This is a genomic window from Nocardioides bruguierae (genome assembly GCF_023554635.1).
GTDB lineage: Bacteria > Actinomycetota > Actinomycetes > Propionibacteriales > Nocardioidaceae > Nocardioides > Nocardioides bruguierae.
Genome location: NZ_JAMJPH010000001.1, coordinates 42,103 through 58,765, shown reverse-complemented (window position 1 = coordinate 58,765; position 16,663 = coordinate 42,103). Strand labels below are relative to the sequence as shown.

13 protein-coding genes are annotated in these 16,663 nt (G+C 73.1%); 11 read left to right on the top strand and 2 right to left on the bottom strand.

What is annotated here, in order from left to right; translation table 11 throughout:
* Window positions 1–31: 31 nt before the first annotated feature.
* The gene (locus M8316_RS21350; RefSeq protein WP_504928279.1) at window positions 32–1,567 is read right to left on the bottom strand and encodes a LysE family transporter; all 1,536 of its coding nucleotides are present in this window, start codon (window positions 1,565–1,567) and stop codon (window positions 32–34) included.
* Window positions 1,568–1,777: 210 nt separating this feature from the next.
* Here M8316_RS21350 and M8316_RS00230 point away from each other — a divergent pair, with 210 nt between their 5' ends.
* The 3 genes from M8316_RS00230 to M8316_RS00220 all read left to right on the top strand — a co-directional run bounded on the left by M8316_RS00230 (window position 1,778) and on the right by M8316_RS00220 (window position 6,148).
* Window positions 1,778–2,449: an MBL fold metallo-hydrolase gene (locus M8316_RS00230; RefSeq protein ID WP_250050892.1), complete on the top strand. Its 672-nt coding sequence runs from the start codon at window positions 1,778–1,780 to the stop codon at window positions 2,447–2,449.
* 161 nt (window positions 2,450–2,610) lie between these two features.
* Window positions 2,611–4,356, top strand: coding sequence for a methyl-accepting chemotaxis protein (locus tag M8316_RS00225; RefSeq protein ID WP_250050891.1), 1,746 nt, complete (start codon window positions 2,611–2,613; stop codon window positions 4,354–4,356).
* Window positions 4,357–4,360: 4 nt separating this feature from the next.
* Window positions 4,361–6,148, top strand: coding sequence for a chemotaxis protein CheW (locus M8316_RS00220; RefSeq protein WP_250050890.1), 1,788 nt, complete (start codon window positions 4,361–4,363; stop codon window positions 6,146–6,148).
* 292 nt (window positions 6,149–6,440) lie between these two features.
* Here M8316_RS00220 and M8316_RS00215 read toward each other — a convergent pair whose 3' ends face one another.
* On the bottom strand, window positions 6,441–7,742 hold the full coding sequence (locus tag M8316_RS00215) for an isochorismate synthase (RefSeq protein WP_250050889.1): 1,302 nt from the start codon (window positions 7,740–7,742) through the stop codon (window positions 6,441–6,443).
* 50 nt (window positions 7,743–7,792) lie between these two features.
* Between M8316_RS00215 and M8316_RS00210 the strand changes: the two genes are divergently transcribed.
* From M8316_RS00210 to M8316_RS00175, 8 genes are all read left to right on the top strand, one after another.
* Complete coding sequence (locus tag M8316_RS00210) at window positions 7,793–8,521, top strand: demethylmenaquinone methyltransferase (RefSeq protein ID WP_372490535.1); 729 nt, start codon at window positions 7,793–7,795, stop codon at window positions 8,519–8,521.
* A 424-nt stretch (window positions 8,522–8,945) separates the two neighbouring features.
* Entirely contained in the window at window positions 8,946–9,305 is a 360-nt protein-coding gene (locus tag M8316_RS00205) for an NADH-quinone oxidoreductase subunit A (RefSeq protein ID WP_250050888.1), read from the top strand.
* A gap of 82 nt (window positions 9,306–9,387) precedes the next feature.
* Window positions 9,388–9,942 carry a NuoB/complex I 20 kDa subunit family protein gene (locus M8316_RS00200; protein WP_250050887.1) on the top strand — a complete coding sequence of 185 codons (555 nt, stop codon included), beginning with the start codon at window positions 9,388–9,390 and terminating at the stop codon, window positions 9,940–9,942.
* On the top strand, window positions 9,939–10,673 hold the full coding sequence (locus M8316_RS00195; protein ID WP_308195929.1) for an NADH-quinone oxidoreductase subunit C: 735 nt from the start codon (window positions 9,939–9,941) through the stop codon (window positions 10,671–10,673). Before M8316_RS00200 ends, M8316_RS00195 begins: the two co-directional genes overlap by 4 nt.
* On the top strand, window positions 10,673–12,043 hold the full coding sequence (locus tag M8316_RS00190; protein ID WP_250050886.1) for an NADH-quinone oxidoreductase subunit D: 1,371 nt from the start codon (window positions 10,673–10,675) through the stop codon (window positions 12,041–12,043). Before M8316_RS00195 ends, M8316_RS00190 begins: the two co-directional genes overlap by 1 nt.
* A complete protein-coding gene (gene nuoE, locus M8316_RS00185; RefSeq protein ID WP_250050884.1) occupies window positions 12,040–12,840 on the top strand; it encodes an NADH-quinone oxidoreductase subunit NuoE in 801 nt (266 codons plus the stop codon). The genes M8316_RS00190 and nuoE overlap by 4 nt, the downstream gene beginning before the upstream one ends.
* Window positions 12,833–14,164, top strand: a complete 1,332-nt coding sequence (gene nuoF / locus M8316_RS00180; protein WP_250050882.1) for an NADH-quinone oxidoreductase subunit NuoF — start codon at window positions 12,833–12,835, stop codon at window positions 14,162–14,164. Before nuoE ends, nuoF begins: the two co-directional genes overlap by 8 nt.
* Window positions 14,161–16,617: an NADH-quinone oxidoreductase subunit G gene (locus tag M8316_RS00175; protein WP_250050880.1), complete on the top strand. Its 2,457-nt coding sequence runs from the start codon at window positions 14,161–14,163 to the stop codon at window positions 16,615–16,617. Before nuoF ends, M8316_RS00175 begins: the two co-directional genes overlap by 4 nt.
* The last annotated feature ends 46 nt before the right edge of the window (window positions 16,618–16,663 follow it).

Here is a 16,663-nt window from a genome sequence, read left to right as displayed (position 1 = left end):
CGTGGTGGCCGGGTCCTGGTTCCGTCGAGGGTCAGAGGAGCACGGTGGCCAGCGCCCGGACGGCCAGCGCCGCGACCACCGCCGCCGCCACGAGACCCGTCACGCGTCGGGCGGGGTCGGACGAGGCCACCCGCCCCAGCAGCGCCCCCGACCCGGCCAGCACCAGCTGCCAGGAGGCCGAGGCCGCGAGGGCTGCCGCGACGAACACGGCTGCTGCCGACGTCCCGCTGACCACCGCGTCGTTGCCGAGCACGACCGCCACGAAGTAGACGACCGTCGTGGGGTTGACCGCCGTCAGCCCGAGCAGCAGCAGGTAGGCGTGGAGCGGGGACAGCAGGCGTGGCTGCGCCCGTGCCGGCCCCGCCGGCCGCAGCGCCGCCCGGGCCATCAGCAGCGCGACGGCCAGCAGGACCATCCCCGCCAGCAGGGTCAGTGCGTCCGCCACGGGGGCCAACGCGGCTGCGGCGGCCGCGCCCGCGAGGACGGCGACCCCGGCGTAGAGGCCGTCGACCGTCGCCACGCCCAGCGCGCCCGCTGCTCCGACCCGCCAGCCCTGCTGCGCCCCGAGACTGACCAGCAGGGCCCCGATCGCCCCGACCGGCAGGGCGATCGCCCAGCCTGTCACCAGCCCGGCCAGCAGCGCGCTCCCCACGCGTCCATCCTCACCAACCGCCGTTCCCGGGGCCACCGGATATCCGCCTGCACCGGACGGGGCGCGGTCGTGGCACGTTCGGACGGCCGCAAGGCCCGTTCGACCGTCCAGACGTGTCACGACCCGACGACGAGGTGGTGCAGCCAGGCGTCGAGCCGGTCTCGCTCGGGTGGGTCCTCGAAGAACCCTCGTCTGCCCGGGGGGGGGGAGGAACCCCACCGCGTCCATGACGAGCCAGTGGCGCTCCGGTGCGGTGCCGCTCACCGCGGCGTGCTCGCGGACGAACGAGAGCGCAGTCGGCACTCCCAGTGCGAACGCCAGGTTGGTGGCCACGTGCGCCGCGTCGAGCCAGGCGGGGCCAGTGGAGGTCTCCACCCAGTCCACGACCCCGGTGATCTCGTCACCGGTCCACAACAGGTTGTGATGGCCGAGGTCGCGGTGGAGGAAGGTCGGCTCGAAGTCAGGCGCGGGTCCGGCCAGCAGCTCGAACGCTCGCCGCCACGACCTCGGGTGCCGGGTCCAGGTGGGGACGACCCACTTCGCCTCCCAAGCCCAGGACTGGAAGGGCCGGAACGGTTGCGCGGGCCGGACGGCATGGACACCTGTCACGAGGCGAGCCAGTGCGCCGACGTGGCCGGGGCCGAGGTCGTCGCGCCGACTCCCCGGGAGCCGCGTCATCAGATGGGCGGCGACGCCGCAGTGCTCCCCGTCCGGGTCCACGGCCAGGCTGACGGGGGCGGGCACGCCGGTCCCGGTCAGCTCCCGCTGGGCCTCGCGCTCACGGGCCACCAGATCGGGCCCGTGGGTGCGCCACGGCTCCTGCGTCATCAGCCTGAGGACCGCGGAACGACTGGCAGTGGTGAGGGCGAGCATCGTGGAGGTGCGCCCTCCGACCAGCGGCTCGACGTCCAGCACCTGCTCGCCGAGCCGGCCCTCGGCCCAGGTCGTGGCGGCTTCGTGCACGGAGGAAGTCTAGGCAAGCCTGTCGCGCAGGGCTTGGCGGCAGTGGCCGCGGGCCGCGGGGTTGTGTCACCGCAGGCACCGTCGGGGCGGGCGAGGAGGTGCGTGCGGTGACAGAATCCCGGCCGCGGGCCGGCCGCAGGAGACGGGGCTAGCGTGGCCGGCATGCGGATCACCAAGTTCGGCCACGCCTGCGTCCGGATTGAGCACGAGGGCGCCACGATCGTGCTGGACCCGGGCGGGTTCACCTCGCCCGAGGCGGTGGACGGGGCGGACGCGGTGCTCATCACCCACCAGCACCCCGACCACCTGGACGCCGCGAACCTGCGACGCACGGACGCACCGGTGCTCACGATCGGCGCGGTGGCGGCCGCGATCGCCGCGGACGCGCCCGACCTCTCCGAGCGGGTGAGCGTGGTGGCGCCGGGGGAGCGGTTCACGGCCGCCGGGGTGCAGGTCGAGGCCGTGAACGAGAAGCACGCGGTGATCCACCCCGAGTACGACCGCTTTGACAACTCCGGCTACCTGCTCACGCTGCCCGGCGCGGGGCAGAACACGGGGCAGGACGGGGCGGCGACCACGGTCTTCCACCCCGGCGACAGCCTGGACGGCCCGGGCCGCCCCGTCGACGTCCTGCTGCTGCCGGTCTCCGCGCCCTGGCTGCGGATCCGCGACGCCATCGACTTCGCCCGCGGCACCGCGGCGCCGCGCAACCTGGCGATCCACGACCAGGTGTACAGCGACGCGGGCCTGGCGATGGCCGACGCTCACCTGCGCACCTTTCTCGAGCCGGCCGGCCTGGAGTACGCGCGTCTCGCGGAGGGTCAGGACCTCTGAGCACGCGCACGTGCTAGTGGTCTGGACCCCACATGTCTTTTACCTTCACGCAAACGGTTCCCCCGTTTGCGTGAAGGTGTTGTGAGGACGAATGCCTCAGGGCCCCCGGGGCCGGGACGAAAGACCCGGTGCCCCCCCCAGCCCGACGAGAGGAACCGGCCGTGACCGCGCGAACCTCCCCCTCCAGCGACACCACCGCCGCCAAGACCGCCCGCAGCACCGCGGCCCCCCACCGCCAGGCCCTCGCGGACGCCGGCGTGCGCACCGCGCTCGAGCAGAGCTGCCTCGTGCTGGAGTGCCAGCCCGACGGGGTCATCACCCACGTCAACGCGGCGCTCGCCGAGACGCTCGGCTACACGGTCGAGGAGCTGGTCGGCCAGCCGCACGAGGTGCTGCTGCGCGACAACGCGATCCGCGAGGAGCAGCTCCTGTGGCAGCTGCTGCGCGGCGGCGGCCACCGCACCGACGTCTTCGGCCGCGTCGCCCGCGACGGCCGGGTCCGCTGGCTCCAGGGCAGCTACCTGGCGCTGGGCGACGGCCACGAGGCCGAGACCGTGCTCGCGCTGCTCACCGACGTCAGCCACGAGCGCGACACCGCCGCCGAGCACGCGGCCAACGTCTCCGCGATGCACCGCTCGCAGGCCGTCATCGAGTTCGACCTCGACGGCACCATCCGCTTCGTCAACGACAACTTCCTGCGCGCCACCGGCTACCAGCGCGGCGAGGTCGTGGGCCAGCACCACCGGATCTTCTGCGACCCGGCCTTCGCCTCGTCCTCGGACTACGTGGACTTCTGGAACACCCTCGGCCGCGGCGAGTTCGTCTCCGGGGAGTTCCAGCGCCGGCACAAGTCCGGGCGCGAGCTGTGGCTCCAGGCGACCTACAACCCGATCCTGGACGCCGAGGGCAAGGCGACCGGCGTGGTGAAGTTCGCGACCGACATCACCGACCAGAAGACCCGCAACGCCGAGTTCGTCGGCAAGGTGACCGCCATCGACGCAGCCCAGGCCGTCATCGAGTTCGACCTCGAGGGCCATGCGCTCAGCGCCAACGACAACTTCCTGCGCGCCATGGGCTACTCGCTGCGCGAGATCACCGGCCAGCACCACTCGATGTTCTGCACCGAGGAGTACGTGCGCACCGAGGAGTACCGCGACTTCTGGCTGCGGCTGAGCAAGGGCGAGTTCATCGCCGGCCGCTTCGAGCGCGTCGGCAAGTTCGGCCGCTCGGTGCACCTCCAGGCGACGTACTCGCCGATCCTGGACGGCCACGGCCGGCCCTTCAAGGTCGTCAAGTACGCCCACGACATCACCGCCCAGGTCGAGCGGGAGCGCTCGATCGCCGAGCGCACCGCCCGGATGGCCGAGGCCATGGCGTTGATGGAGAGCGGCCTGCTCGAGGTCAACCGGCACACCGAGGAGGCGGGCCGCTCGGCGGCGCAGTCCTCCGACGACGCCGCCCAGGGCGCCGAGGCGCTGGCCACCTCGCTCGAGGCGATCGTCGCCCTCCAGCGCTCGAGCCACTCGATCAGCGAGATCGTGCGGGTCATCGCCGAGATCGCCGCGCAGACCAACCTGCTGGCCTTCAACGCCTCCATCGAGGCCGCCCGGGCCGGCGAGCACGGCATCGGGTTCTCGGTGGTGGCGGGCGAGGTCCGCAAGCTGGCCGAGCGCTCCTCGGAGGCCGCGCACCAGATCGGCGGGCTCATCCTGCAGTCCACGGAGCGGATCGACACCGGCCACGACGTCGCCAAGCGCGCCGAGGCCTCGTTCGAGCGGATCGCCGGCAGCGTCACCTCCACCTCCGAGGCGATCGCCCAGATCCTCGGCTCCACCGTGACGCAGCGCGAGGCCGCGTCCGAGGTGCGGGTGCTGCTCGACGAGCTGGCCGCCGGCCGCACCGACTGACGCCATGACGCTCCACGCCCTGCCCACCCACCAGTCCACCCACCAGTCCACCGACCAGCGCCCCGTCGCGCTCGTCGGTCACCTCGACCCCGCCCACCCGGCGGCCGTGCCCACCGCCACCGGGCACGCCGCACCGGGCGGGGTGATGGGGGCCGCCCCGGTCGCAGCAGCCCAGGGAACTGCTGCGGCCGGGGGAACGGTCCCCGGTGACGACGTGGTGCTCGGCGGCCTGGTTGTCGGGGGCGTCGAGCTGGCGCTGCCCATCGACGCGCTGCGCGAGGTCGTGCCGGTGCCGTCGTCCTTCGTCCCGCTGCCCACCCGGGCCGCGGGCCTGCGCGGCGCGATGCGCCTGCGCGAGCACATCCTCCCCGTCGTCGACGCCCGGGCCTGGTTGGGTCTGCCCGGGCAGGACGAGCCCGAGATCGTCGTCGTCGTCTCCGACGGCGACCGGATGATCGGCGTGCTCGCCGAGCGCGTCCGCTCGGTGCTCACCGTGCCGGCGGGGGAGATGGTCCACTTCGGTGCCGCGGAGGCGGTCGGGACGGGCCAGGAGGCCGCCCCAACCGGCCCGAGGGCCGCGGCGCCGTCGGGGGCCGACCACGGTGACGGGCCGGGCGCTGGGAACCTCGGCCCGTCACCGCTGGTGCTGTCGTCGGACGCGGCCGAGGAGCCGGCCGCCTGCACCGCCGCCTTCGTGCACGACGCGCTGCCCGGCGGCATCGTCTCGGTGCTCGACGTGCGCGCCCTGCTGGGTCACCGCGGGTGGCCGAGCGTGCCGGTGCCCGTCGACGCGGTCGCGCCGGTGCGCAGCGGGGACGTCGCCAGCTGCACCCTGCTGCGCTGCGGCGAGGTGCTGATGGCCGTCGACATCGCGACGGGCCGCACCACGCTGCCGTCCTTCCACGCCACGCCCTCCGTGCTCGACGGCGAGCTGTGCCGCGGCACGACCGAGGTGATGGGCCGCCCCACCGCCGTCACCGACCTGCTCACGCTGCTCGGCCTCGGCGTCACCGAGCGCGAGGAGGGCGGCCCCGGCCTGGTGGTCGACGCCGGCGACGGCCACGTCGTGCTCGGCATCACCGACCTCGTCACGATGGTCGACGTCGACCTCGCCGACCTCATGCCCGTCCCGTCCTTCACCCTCCCGCACCCGCACCTGGTGCGGGGCATCACGCAGGTCGAGGGGCACGGCCGGGTGCTCGTCATCGACGGCCCCGCGCTCGCCGCCGACGACCGTGTGGCCGTGCTCGGCACGGTGATGAGCGAGGAGGCCGCCGTGCTCGACGGCACGCAGGACGCCGGCCGCGCCGATGCGGCTGCGGACGGGGCTGAGGACGGGGCGGGTCACCTCGGCGAGGCGCACCTCGTCCTCGGCTCGGGCGGTGCGTTCGCCGCCGTCCCGCTGGAGCAGGTGCGCGAGATCCTGCCGTGGCCCGAGACGCTGCTCAGCACCCACGTGGGCGGCGGCGTCCTCGGCCTGCTCACCCACCGCGGGGCCGTCGTGCCCGTCGTCGACCTGGCGCCACAGCTGGGTCGCGTCGGGCTGGCGGCCGGGCCGCGCCGGACCGACGCCGGCCCCCTGCTCCTCGTCGACGTCGACGGCGAGCCCCTCGCCTTCGCGATCGACGAGCTGACCTCCATCGAGGCCCAGCGCTGGGCCCAGGCCGAGCCCGACCCGGACGGGGTCGAGTGGATCACCGTCGGCGCGGACGAGCGGCTGCTCGCCCGCGTGGACCTGCGCGGTCTCGCGGCGAGGGTGCTGGCCGAGGGTCGCACGCTCCACGCGGTGTAGTCGGTCGCCGCGGGGGTGGTCTCGACGTGCGCTCGTCGCTGCTCGACCACCGGAGGCCGCGTTCGGGTGCGGGGATCTCGTGGCTCGTCGCCAGGGCTCCTCGCACCTCGATCACCGGTCCGGCTGACTCTGGAGATAGATCTGTTCGAGGCTCATGAAGCGTTCGCGCGCGACGTCTGTTCTGCAGCGACGAGACGAGCGTGCGGGCCGTGAGCCTGCGAACGCCCGTGCCGAGTCGAGGAGTGAAGAACAGGGGTACAAGCGCGCGAACATGCGCCCGGAGGGCGCCAGATCAACCCAGCGCGTCCCGCATCGGCAGCAGCTTGGCCTGGGACTCGGCCAGCTCGTCGGCGGGGTCGGAGCCGGCGACGATGCCGCACCCGGCGAAGAGCCGCACGGTGCGCCCGTCGACGGCCGCGGAGCGCAGCGCGATGCCCCACTCGCCGTCGCCGGCCGCGTCGATCCAGCCGACGGGGCCGGCGTAGCGGCCGCGGTCCATCCGCTCGACCTCGGAGATGACGGCGACGGCGGCGTCGGTGGGGGTGCCCCCGACGGCGGCGGAGGGGTGCAGCGACTCGGCGAGCCGCAGCGAGGACGCGGCGGCGGGGTCGGCGACGACGCCGGCCACGTCGCTGGCCAGGTGCATGACGTTGGGCAGGTGCAGCACGAACGGGGCGTCGGGCACGTTCATCGACGAGCAGTGCGGGCCGAGCGCGTCGGCGACGGAGCGCACCGCGTACTCGTGCTCCTCGAGGTCCTTCGACGAGCGGGCGAGCGCCCCTGCCAGCTCGGCGTCGCGGCGGTCGTCACCGGTGCGGCGGATGGTGCCGGCCAGCACCCGCGAGGTGACGAGGCCGCGCTCGCGGCGCAGCAGCATCTCGGGGGTGGCGCCGATCATCCCGTCCACGTGGAACGTCCAGGTGGTGGGGTAGCTGGTGGCGAGGCGACGCAGCGGCCAGCGCACGTCCACGTCGTGCTCGGTGGTGGCGACGAGGTCGCGGGCGAGCACGACCTTGTCGACGTCGCCGGCCTCGATCCGCGCGACGGCGTCGGCGACGGCGCTCATCCAGGACTCGCCGTCCAGGGCGCCGTCGGCGTAGGTGACCTCGCCGGGGCAGCCGGGCTCGTCGGCGGGGTGCAGCACGGAGGCGCGGTGGTCGAGGTCGTGCCCGACGGTGGTGACCCAGGCCCGGTCGCCGCGTCGTCCGACGACGACGGAGGGCACCACGAGCACGGAGTCGCCGGGGGCGTCGGCGAAGGCGAAGGAGCCGAAGGCGACGAGACCGGTGCCGGGCAGGCCCACCTCGTCGCGGACGACGGCGCGGTCGACGACCTGCGACCACCAGCTGTCGGCGTCGGCGAACCTGTGGGCGCCGGTGGTGCGGACGACGGCGGCCTGCCCCCACCCGACGAGGCCCTCGCCGCGGCGCAGCCAGGTGACGGGCTGCTCGGCGGGCAGCAGACCGAGGAGGTCCGCGACGGCCTCGGGCTCGACGGCGACGGTGCGGGCGACGAGCCGCGGGGCGGGTGCGCCGCTGCCGTCCCCGGTGCGCTGGTGCGCGGCGCCGGGAAGGCCGTCGGGCTCGCTCGTCACGTGGCCGAGAGTAGCGCCGGGGCTGCACACCCCTGCCATCCGCCTACGTCGTGGCGGGTCCCGACGTGGCCCCCACTACGCTGCTCGACGTGGCACGCGCAGACCTGGACAAGCAGCCGACCGACGTCCGACGCATGTTCGACGCGGTGGCCAAGCGCTACGACGTCACCAACGACGTGCTCTCGCTGGGTCAGGACCGGCGCTGGCGCACCGCGGTGATCGCCGCGGTCGACCCGCAGCCGGGGGAGCGGGTGCTCGACCTCGCGGCCGGCACCGGCACGAGCAGCCTGCCGTTCCACGACGCCGGCGCCACCGTCGTCCCGTGCGACTTCTCGCTCGGCATGCTGCGCGTGGGCAAGCAGGCTCGCCCGCACCTGCCCTTCACCGCCGGTGACGGCACGAGCCTGCCCTTCGCGGACGCCACCTTCGACGCGGTGACGATCTCCTTCGGCCTGCGCAACATCGTCGACCCGCTGGCCGGCCTGCGCGAGCTGCGCCGGGTGACGAAGCCGGGCGGCCGGATCGTGGTGTGCGAGTTCAGCCACCCCACCTGGGCGCCGTTCCGCACCGTCTACGTGGAGTACCTGATGCGGGCGCTGCCGCCGGTGGCGCGCGCGGTCTCCTCGAGCCCGGACGCCTACGTCTACCTGGCCGAGTCGATCCGCGCGTGGCCCGACCAGGCGGGCCTGGCGTCGCTGCTGGGCGAGGCCGGCTGGGCCGACGTCGAGTGGCGCAACCTCTCGGGCGGCATCGTCGCCCTGCACCGCGGCCGCGCCTGAGCGAGCCGCGCACGACCGCCCGCCCCGGCCGGGGCCGGGCGCGTCCCGACACGCGTCGGCAAGGTCACGTCGGCCGGTGACCAAGGGCCCCCGGCCCTCCGCAGAGGTCCCGTGCGGGGCCCCTGCCGGCCTGCTGTGGGTCACCTGTGTGAATCTGCACACATACCCCCAGGTCAGGAGGGGTCCTAGGTCCCGGACGGGGTGTGTCGCCGGGCCCTGTCGCGTACCCCCGAGGGCAATTACGCAACGTTTGCGTTGATTAAATCCGCAGGTCAATGGCGGTTTCGAGGGCCACCCCCCGTTCACTAAGGTCCCTTGTCGGTGGCAGTATGGCCGCCGTATCACTCGTGATGTGTTTCACAAGCGTGCGAGGCAAGGCCGTCCACCCGCGAGGGTGAGCGGGGCCCCGTGGAGGGAGAAGCAGATGGAGCTCTACGTCCCGGTCCTGGTGCTGGGAGCCATCGCTGCCGGGTTCGCCGTCTTCTCGGTCGTGGTCAGCACGCTGACCGGCCCCAAGCGCTACAACCGCGCGAGGCTCGACTCCTACGAGTGCGGCATCGAGCCGACGCCGCAGCCCGTCGGCGGCGGCCGGTTCCCGGTGAAGTACTACACGATCGCCATGACCTTCATCGTCTTCGACGTCGAGATCATGTTCCTCGTCCCGTGGGCGGTGCACTTCGACGCGCTGGGCGGCTTCGCGCTGCTCGCGGTCTTCCTCTTCCTGCTCAACCTCACGCTCGCCTACGTCTACGAGTGGCGACGCGGCGGCCTGGACTGGGACTGAGGCCCAGGATGCGCTGCTGCGCCCGCCCGCGTCCTCCTCGCTCGGCGACGACCTCCGACCACGCAACGGAAGGAACCATCTGATGGGTATCGAGGAGAAGCTCCCCAGCGGTGTCCTCCTGACCACCGTCGAGGGGGTGGCCGGCTACTTCCGCAAGGCGTCGTTCTGGCCCGCCACCTTCGGTCTCGCCTGCTGCGCGATCGAGATGATGACCTCGGGCGGCCCGAAGTACGACCTGGCCCGCTTCGGCATGGAGGTCTTCCGTGCCAGCCCGCGCCAGGCCGACCTGATGATCGTGGCCGGCCGCGTGAGCCAGAAGATGGCCCCGGTCCTGCGCCAGATCTACGACCAGATGCCCGGCCCGAAGTACGTGCTGGCGATGGGCGTGTGCGCCTCGTCCGGCGGCATGTTCAACAACTACGCGATCGTCCAGGGCGTCGACCACGTCGTGCCCGTCGACATGTACCTCCCCGGCTGCCCGCCGCGCCCCGAGATGCTCATCGACGCGATCCTCAAGCTGCACGACCAGGTGCAGCACACCAAGCTGGGCGCCCACCGCCAGGCCGAGATCGCCGAGCTCGAGACCAGCGCCCTGCAGGCCCTGCCGACCTCGGAGATGAAGGGGCTCATGCGGTGAGCGACGACGACACGAACGCCCCCGACCAGGCGGCCACCGACCAGTCTCCGGAGAACGTGCCGGCCCCCGTCGGGACGCAGCACACCGCCGGCGTCCGCACCGGCATGTTCGGCGTCCACGGCACCGGCGACACCTCGGGCTTCGGCGGTCTCACGCAGGCCGTCGACTGGCCGCGTCCCAGCCAGGCGCCCTACGGCGGCTGGTTCGACCAGGTGGTCCAGTCGCTGGTCACCGGCACCCGGGCGCAGGGCGTGGAGAGCGCCCTCGGCTCCGTCGTCGTCCACCGCGGGGAGCTGACCCTGCACGTGCGCCGCGAGGACCTGCTGGTCGTCGCCCGCGTGCTGCGCGACGACCCGGCGCTGCGCTTCGAGTTCTGCGCCGGCGTCAACGGCGTGCACTACCCCGACGACACCGGCCGCGAGCTGCACGCCGTCTACCACCTGCTCTCGATGACCTACAACCGGCGCGTGCGCGTCGAGGTCGCGGCGCCGGACTCCGACCCGCACGTGCCCTCGCTGGTGGCGGTCTACCCGACCACCGACTGGCACGAGCGCGAGGCCTTCGACATGTACGGGATCGTCTTCGACGGCCACCCGTCGCTGACCCGCATCCTCATGCCCGACGACTGGCCGGGCCACCCGCAGCGCAAGGACTACCCGCTGGGCGGCATCCCGGTGGAGTACAAGGGCGGCACCGTCCCGCCGCCGGACCAGCGGAGGAGCTACAACTAATGGTCTCGACAAGCTCGACCACCGGAGGCTCCGTCGGAGCGGAGGACGTGTACGCCGGCTCGTCCGAGACGAGCGACGGCAAGGTCTTCACCGTCACCGGTCAGGACTGGGACTCCATCGCGGAGGGCCTCGGCGAGGCTGCCGAGGAGCGGATCGTCGTCAACATGGGTCCGCAGCACCCGTCGACGCACGGCGTGCTCCGCCTCATCCTCGAGATGGAGGGCGAGACGGTCACCGAGGCCCGCTGCGGCATCGGCTACCTGCACACCGGCATCGAGAAGAACATGGAGTTCCGCTCCTGGACGCAGGGCGTCACGTTCTGCACCCGGATGGACTACCTCTCGCCGTTCCACAACGAGGCCGCCTACGTGCTCTCCGTCGAGCGGCTGCTCGACATCGAGGACGACGTCCCCGAGAAGGCGCAGGTCATGCGGGTGCTCCTCATGGAGCTCAACCGCATCTCCAGCCACCTCGTCGCCATCGCCACCGGCGGCATGGAGATCGGGGCCCTCACCGTCATGACGATGGGCTTCCGCGAGCGCGAGCTGGTGCTGGACCTCTTCGAGCTCATCACCGGCCTGCGGATGAACCACGCGTTCGTCCGCCCCGGCGGCGTCGCCCAGGACCTGCCCCCGGGCGCCCTGGAGGAGATCCGCTCCTTCATCGCGCTGATGAAGAAGCGGCTGCCCGAGTACGCCGCCATGTGCAACGCCAACCCGATCTTCAAGCGGCGCCTGGAGGGTGTGGGCCACCTCGACCTCGAGGGCTGCCTGGCGCTCGGCATGACCGGCCCGGTGCTGCGCTCCACCGGCTACGCGTGGGACCTGCGCAAGACCCAGCCCTACTGCGGCTACGAGGACTACGAGTTCGACGTGCAGACGTGGGACACGGCCGACTCCTACGGCCGGTTCCGGGTCCGGCTGGGCGAGATGTGGGAGTCCCTGCGGATCGTCGAGCAGGCCGCCGACCGGCTCGCCGGCCTCGAGGGCGCGCCCGTGATGGTCGCCGACAAGAAGATCGGCTGGCCCAGCCAGCTGGCCATCGGCTCCGACGGCATGGGCAACAGCCTCGACCACATCAAGCACATCATGGGCGAGTCCATGGAGGCCCTCATCCACCACTTCAAGCTGGTGACCGAGGGGTTCAAGGTGCCCGCCGGCCAGGCCTACGTCCCGATCGAGGGGCCACGAGGCGAGCTCGGCGCCCACGTCGTCTCGGACGGCGGCACGCGACCGTTCCGGGTCCACTTCCGCGACCCGTCCTTCACCAACCTGCAGGCGACCAGCGTGATGAGCGAGGGCGGCCAGGTGGCCGACGTCATCGTGGCGATCGCCTCCATCGACCCCGTGATGGGAGGCGTCGACCGATGAGCACCACGAGCGCGCTGGAGCAGACCACGCTCGACGAGCTGGCCGAGATCGCCGCCCGCTACCCCGAGAAGCGCTCGGGGCTGCTGCCGATGCTGCACCTGGTGCAGTCCGCGCAGGGCAAGGTGACGCCCGAGGGCATCCAGGCCTGTGCCGACATCCTCGACATCAGCCCCGCCGAGGTCAGCGGCGTCGCGACGTTCTACACGATGTACAAGCGCCGCGAGCCCGGCGACTTCCACGTCGGCGTCTGCACCAACACCCTGTGCGCGGTGATGGGTGGCGACGAGATCCTCGCCCGGCTCCAGGAGCACCTGGGCGTCGGCAACGACGAGACCGCGCAGAAGCGCGAGGGCGACACCCACACCGTGAGCCTCGAGCACATCGAGTGCAACGCGGCCTGCGACTACGCACCCGTGGCGATGGTGAACTGGGAGTTCGTCGACAACCTGACGCCCGACTCGGCCGTCCAGCTGGTCGAGGACCTGCGCACCGGCAAGGAGGTCCGCTCCACGCGCGGCCCGCGCCTGTGCAGCTGGCGCGAGGTCGAGCGCGTCCTCGCCGGCTTCCCCGACGGGCGAGCGGACGAGGGGCCCAGCGCCGGGCCGTCGTCCCTGGTGGGCCGGGAGATCGCCCGTGAGCGCGGCTGGTCCGCCCCGCCGGGCGCGGCGAGCGGCACCACCGGCACCGAGGACCTGTCGGCGTCGGCGGCCGCAGCGGAGGCAGACACCTCGCGCGCCGAGTCGGAGACCGTGGAGGCGGACGTGGAGTCGACCGTGGAGGAGCCGAGCGATGACTGACACCCTGACCCCCGTCCTCACCGAGCCCTGGGGCGTCGACCGCTCCTGGACCCGCGAGGTCTACGAGTCGCGCGGCGGCTACCGCGCCCTCGACACGGCGTTCGCGATGAGCCAGGACGACGTCATCGCCGCCGTGAAGGACTCCGGCCTGCGCGGCCGCGGCGGGGCGGGCTTCCCCACCGGGATGAAGTGGTCCTTCATCCCCCAGGACGCCAGCACCGAAGCAGGGCGGAACCCGAAGTACCTCGTGGTCAACGCGGACGAGTCCGAGCCGGGCACCTGCAAGGACATCCCGCTGATGATGGCCAACCCGCACGTGCTGGTGGAGGGCGTCATCATCGCCTCCTACGCCATCCGCGCGCACAAGGCCTTCATCTACATCCGCGGCGAGGTCGTGCACGTGATCCGTCGGGTCCAGAACGCGGTGCGCGAGGCCTACGAGGCCGGTCACCTCGGCACCGACATCCACGGCTCGGGCTACGACCTGGACGTCGTGGTGCACGCCGGGGCCGGCGCCTACATCTGCGGCGAGGAGACCGCGCTGCTCGAGGGCCTGGAGGGACGCCGCGGCCAGCCGCGCCTGCGCCCGCCGTTCCCCGCGGTCGCCGGGCTCTACGCCAGCCCCACGGTGATCAACAACGTCGAGTCGATCGCCTCGGTGCCCTCCATCGTCGGCAACGGCGCGGAGTGGTTCTCCTCGATGGGCACCGAGAAGTCCAAGGGGATGGGCATCTTCTCCCTCTCCGGCCACGTGAAGCGTCCCGGCCAGTACGAGGCGCCGCTGGGCATCACCCTGCGCCAGCTGGTGGACCTCGCCGGCGGCATGCGCGACGGGCACGAGCTGAAGTTCTGGACCCCGGGCGGCTCCTCCACGCCGCTGCTGACCGCCGAGCACGTCGACCTGCCGCTGGACTTCGAGGGGATGGCCGGCGCCGGCACCATGCTCGGCACCCGCGCCCTCCAGCTGTTCGACGAGACCACCTGCGTGGTGCGGGCCGTGCTGCGCTGGACGGAGTTCTACAAGCACGAGTCCTGCGGCAAGTGCACGCCGTGCCGCGAGGGCACCTGGTGGCTGGTGCAGAACCTGGCGCGGCTCGAGAAGGGCCAGGGCAGCGAGGAGGACCTCGACCTGCTGCTCGACCAGTGCGACAACATCCTGGGCCGCTCGTTCTGCGCCCTCGGTGACGGCGCCACCAGCCCCATCTCCAGCTCGATCAAGCACTTCCGCGAGGAGTACCTCGCGCACCTCACCCACGGCGGCTGCCCGTTCGACCCGGCGCGGTCGACGGCGTGGGCGTCGAGCCAGCAGGAGGTCACGGCATGACGGTCTCGACAAGCTCGACCACCGGGGGCGAGCCGCGGGCCGACCTGGTCACCGTCACCATCGACGGCGTCGAGGTCTCCGTCGAGCCCGGCACCCTGGTGATCCGGGCCGCCGAGCAGGCGGGCGTGCAGGTCCCGCGGTTCTGCGACCACCCGCTGCTGGCGCCGGTGGGCGCCTGCCGCCAGTGCCTCGTCGACGTCCCGGACGCCGGCAACGGCCGCGGCTTCCCCAAGCCCCAGGCCTCGTGCACCCTCCCGGTCGCGCCCGGCATGGTGGTCAACACCCAGGCCTCCAGCCCGGTCGCCGACAAGGCGCAGCAGGGCGTCATGGAGCTGCTGCTGGTCAACCACCCGCTGGACTGCCCCGTCTGCGACAAGGGCGGCGAGTGCCCGCTGCAGAACCAGGCGATGAGCAACGGCCGCGGCGAGTCCCGGTTCGCCGCCACGAACGGCACCAAGCGCACCTTCCCCAAGCCGATCAACCTCTCGCCGCAGGTGCTGCTCGACCGCGAGCGCTGCATCGTCTGCCAGCGCTGCACCCGGTTCGCGGCCGAGATCGCCGGCGACCCGTTCATCGCGCTGGTCGAGCGCGGCGCGCAGCAGCAGATCGGCATCGCCGAGGACGCGCCCTTCTACTCCTACTTCTCCGGCAACACGATCCAGATCTGCCCGGTGGGTGCGCTGACCAGCGAGTCCTACCGCTTCCGCAGCCGTCCGTTCGACCTGGTCTCCACTCCGAGCATCGCCGAGCACGACTCCTGCGGTGCCGCGATCCGCGTCGACCACCGTCGCGGCACGGTGATGCGCCGCCTCGCCGGTGACGACCAGGACGTCAACGAGGAGTGGATCACCGACAAGGACCGCTTCGCCTTCACGTGGGCCAAGCAGGACGACCGGATCGGCTACCCGATGGTCCGTGAGGACGGAGTGCTGCGCCCCGCGTCCTGGCCCGAGGCGTTCGCCGTGGCCGCCCGCGGCCTGGCGGCGGCGAAGGACGCCGGGGGCGTCGGTCTCCTGCCCGGCGGCCGGCTGACCGCCGAGGACTCCTACGCCTGGTCCAAGCTCGCCCGCACCGGGCTGGGCACCAACGACGTCGACTTCCGCTCCCGCCCGCTCTCGGCCGAGGAGGAGTCCTTCCTCGCCGCCCACGTGGTCGGCAGCGGCGTCGAGGGCTGGAAGGACGGCGCGGTCACCTACGCCGACCTCGAGTCCGCGCGCACCGTCGTCCTCGCCGGCCTCGAGCCCGAGGACGAGGCGGGCACGATCTTCCTGCGCCTGCGCAAGGCCCACCTCGCGGGGCCGCTGCGGGTGCTGGCGATCGCCCCGTTCGAGACCCGCGGGCTCACCAAGGTCGGCGGGACGCTGCTCCCGACCGCCCCCGGCGACGAGCCGGCTGCGCTCAGCAGCCTCCTGGGCCACGCCGACCACGGCGTCGACAAGGACACGATCATCCTGGTCGGCGAGCGCCTCGGCCTCGTGCCGGGCGCCCTCAGCGCCGCCGCCGAGCTGGCCGCGAAGTCCGGCGCCCGGCTCGTCTGGGTGCCGCGTCGGGCCGGTGACCGCGGCGCGGTCGAGACCGGCGCCCTGCCCGGGCTGCTGCCCGGCGGCCGCCCGGTCGCCGATGCCGCCGCCCGCGTGGACGCCGCCGCCCACTGGGGCGTCACCTCGCTGCCCGAGGCCCCCGGCAAGGACGCCGACGCGATCGTCGCGTCCGCGGCCGCGGGCGGGCTGGCGGGCCTGCTCGTCGGTGGCGTGGACCCCGACGACACCGCCGACCCGGCCGCGTTCCGCGCGGCCCTGGCGGCCGCCGACTTCGTGGTCAGCCTCGAGGTCCGGGCCACCGAGGTCACCGCCGCCGCCGACGTGGTGCTGCCTGTCGCGCCGCCGGTGGAGAAGGCCGGCTCGTACGTCACCTGGGACGGCCGGGTCCGTCCGTTCGAGGCCGTGCTGCACACGCCGGCCGCGCTGCCCGACTGCCGGGTGCTCGCCGGCATCTCCGAGGAGCTGGAGGCGCTGGGGCACGGCCGCCGGCTGGGCTTCCGCACCGTCGACGAGGTCCGCGCCGAGCTCGGCCAGCTGGGCCCCTGGGACGGTGACGCTCCGGCGTTCACCCCGGTCGCCCCCGCGACAGGCGGGGGAGAGGGGCTGGCTCTGGCCACCTGGAAGACCCTGCTCGACGACGGCTCCCTGCAGGACGGCGACAAGCACCTGGCGGCCACGGCCCGCCCCGCCGTCGTCCGCCTGAGCCCGGCGACGGCCGCCCAGGTCGGCGTGGTCGACGGCGCGAGCGCCGTGGTCAGCGGTGACCGCGGCAGCCTCACCCTGCCCGTCGAGGTCGAGGCCTCGATGGTCGACGGCACCGCCTGGGTGCCGACCAACTCCTACGGCACCGCGGTGCTGGCCCGCCTGGCCTCGCCCGGCAGCCGGGTGAGCGTGAAGGGAGCGGACCAGTGAGTCCCCTGACGGCCCTCACGGGCATCGGCACCATCAGCCCCGGGGT